The organism is Brachyspira catarrhinii, assembly GCF_005518285.1.
Taxonomy (GTDB): Bacteria; Spirochaetota; Brachyspiria; order Brachyspirales; family Brachyspiraceae; genus Brachyspira; species Brachyspira catarrhinii.
In genome coordinates, this window is the sequence record NZ_SJDU01000362.1 from 1 (window position 1) to 2,297 (window position 2,297).

The 2,297-nt window shown below is 28.9% G+C and carries 3 protein-coding genes; all 3 read left to right on the forward strand.

Annotated features, from left to right (window positions below):
• Positions 1 to 197: 197 nt before the first annotated feature.
• The 3 genes from EZH24_RS10500 (at position 198) to EZH24_RS10510 (ending at position 2,110) form a co-directional block, all read left to right on the forward strand.
• Positions 198 to 593, forward strand: a complete 396-nt coding sequence (locus EZH24_RS10500) for a MerR family transcriptional regulator (RefSeq protein ID WP_137999076.1) — start codon at positions 198 to 200, stop codon at positions 591 to 593.
• A 109-nt stretch (positions 594 to 702) separates the two neighbouring features.
• Complete coding sequence (locus tag EZH24_RS10505; protein ID WP_137999077.1) at positions 703 to 1,494, forward strand: SDR family oxidoreductase; 792 nt, start codon at positions 703 to 705, stop codon at positions 1,492 to 1,494.
• A 106-nt stretch (positions 1,495 to 1,600) separates the two neighbouring features.
• Positions 1,601 to 2,110: a nuclear transport factor 2 family protein gene (locus tag EZH24_RS10510; RefSeq protein WP_137999078.1), complete on the forward strand. Its 510-nt coding sequence runs from the start codon at positions 1,601 to 1,603 to the stop codon at positions 2,108 to 2,110.
• The last annotated feature ends 187 nt before the right edge of the window (positions 2,111 to 2,297 follow it).

Below are 2,297 nucleotides of genomic sequence, written 5' to 3' on the forward strand. Positions count from 1 at the left end.
TCATATTTAGTCCTTAAGTTTAAAGGTTGTCCTGTATATTTTATAATTATGCGGGGCAATCTTTACCTTATAATAAAAAAAATAAATTACATATTGACATTAGAGTTAACTCTAATGTTATAATATAATGAATGATAATTAATAATATTTTATAATTTTAAGTATTTTAATAATCAAAATTTTTTAAGGAGAAAATTATGACTATAGCCGAAGTAAGCAAAAAAGTTAGTCTTTCGCCAAATACTTTAAGATATTATGAAAGAATAGGGTTAATTCCAGAAGTAAAAAGAACAAAATCTGGAATAAGAAATTACACTGAAAAGGATTTGGGATTTATAGAACTATCAAAAAATATGAGAAATGCGGGAATGTCTATATCGTCTTTAATAAAATATGTAAAGCTTTACAAAAAAGGAGCGTCTACTATAGAAGCGAGAAAGCAATTATTAATTTCGCAAAGAGAAGTTATAAAAGAAAAATTAAACGAACTTCAAAACTCGTTTGAAATGATAACCTATAAAATAAACAATTACGATGAAGTCCTAAAATTAAGAGAAAAAGCGATTGTTGGCGAAAAAATAAAAACTAAATAAAATCATATTTTACTATTGAACTTATAGCGCGCTATAATGTTATAATTATGCCATAAAATTAAAAATTAAATTAACGCCATATTAAACAAAATGGCGAAGGAGAATTACAATGAAAACAATATTTATAACGGGAACATCTTCTGGCATAGGAAAAGAAACCGTCAAATTTTTATCGAAAAAAGATTTTAGAGTGATAGCCACCGCGAGAAATTTAGAATCGATAAAAGAATTTGAAAGTTTGCCAAATGTCGTTATCATGCCTTTAGATTTAACCGACACAAAACAAATCAAAGAGATTTCAAGCAAAGTTATTAAAGAATACGATATTGACATACTCTTTAATAACGCTGGATACGGAATCAAAGCGCCTTTGGAACTTACGCCCGAAGAGGATATAAGAAAAAATTTTGAAACCGTAGTAATTGGAAATATGCTCCTCACTCAAGAATTTATTCCTCATTTTAAGAAAAGAAAAAGCGGATTAATATTAACCACCACATCTTTGGCGGGAATAATAGCTCTTCCTTTGGACGGAGTTTACGGAGCTGCAAAACATGCGTTGACTTCGATGTGCGAATCGATTTATTACGAATTAAAACCTTTCGATGTAAAAGTAAAAATAATTATTCCTGGGGCGACACAAACGGCTTTCAAAATGAATCCTTTCTGTATAGACGGTTATGAAAAAGCCAACGAAAATCAGCAAGATTTTCTTCGTGATGGAAAAAGCGAAGGAGCGGATGTTTCGGAATCTGTGGAAACTATTTGGGAAGCGATAACCGACAATAAAGATAAAATACATTATCCTTCCGATAAAGTGGCTTTGAAACTCTACAATCAATATATGGAAATGGGAATTGAAAAATATAAAGAATTCTTTTATAAGAAGATGTTTCTTTAAAATTTAATTTAAAATTTAGAGAATAAAGACTTGACATTAGAGTTAACTCTAATGTTATAATAAATCAAAAAATTAAATTAATTCCAAATGGCAAAGGAGAATAAAAATGTTAAAACAAATTCTAATTTTTATTATTATAATATTTTCTATTATAGGATGTAATCAAAAAAGCGATACGATTAATTTTAAAAATATAGAAAATAGAATGGCTTTAAAAGAATTAGTCGACACATTTTCAATTTTAGCGGATAAGAAAGAAACGGATGCGCAAACTTTTCTTTTTACCGAAGACGCAGAAGTATATACTTATAACGAAGGGGAACTTACGACAATATTAAAAGGCAGAGATGAAATCGGAAAAGCTTTTGGGGATTATCTTTCGCTTTTTGAAACCGTTTACCATATCAACGGACAGCAAACGGTTAATATTGACGGCGACAAAGCGGATGGAATATCTTATTGCCAAGTCGTATTGGTAAGAATCGAAAACGGCAAAAAAATAGCTCTTATACGAGGAGTTTATTATAATGACGAATATACGAATATTGACGGTAAATGGTTAATATCAAAAAGAACTTCAAATTTTGTATGGAGCGACAGTCGTATAATTGAGTAGCTAAAAAACAAATTTTACTATTGACATTAGAGTAAACTCTAATGCTATAATAGTTAAAAAATTTAAATAAATTATTTTTTAAGGAGAAAGAAAATGTTAAAACAAATCCTAACAATTATTATTACGGTTTTCGCGTTAATTGGCTGTAATAATAATCAAAACGACAATCAAAGTCAAAACAATAATC

Excerpts from the sequence above, each read along its gene's own strand:
- EZH24_RS10500 (WP_137999076.1), top strand. The coding sequence starts at position 198 with ATGACTATAGCCGAAGTAAGCAAAAAAGTTAGTCTTTCGCCAAATACT.
- EZH24_RS10505 (WP_137999077.1), top strand. The coding sequence starts at position 703 with ATGAAAACAATATTTATAACGGGAACATCTTCTGGCATAGGAAAAGAA.
- EZH24_RS10510 (WP_137999078.1), top strand. The coding sequence starts at position 1,601 with ATGTTAAAACAAATTCTAATTTTTATTATTATAATATTTTCTATTATA.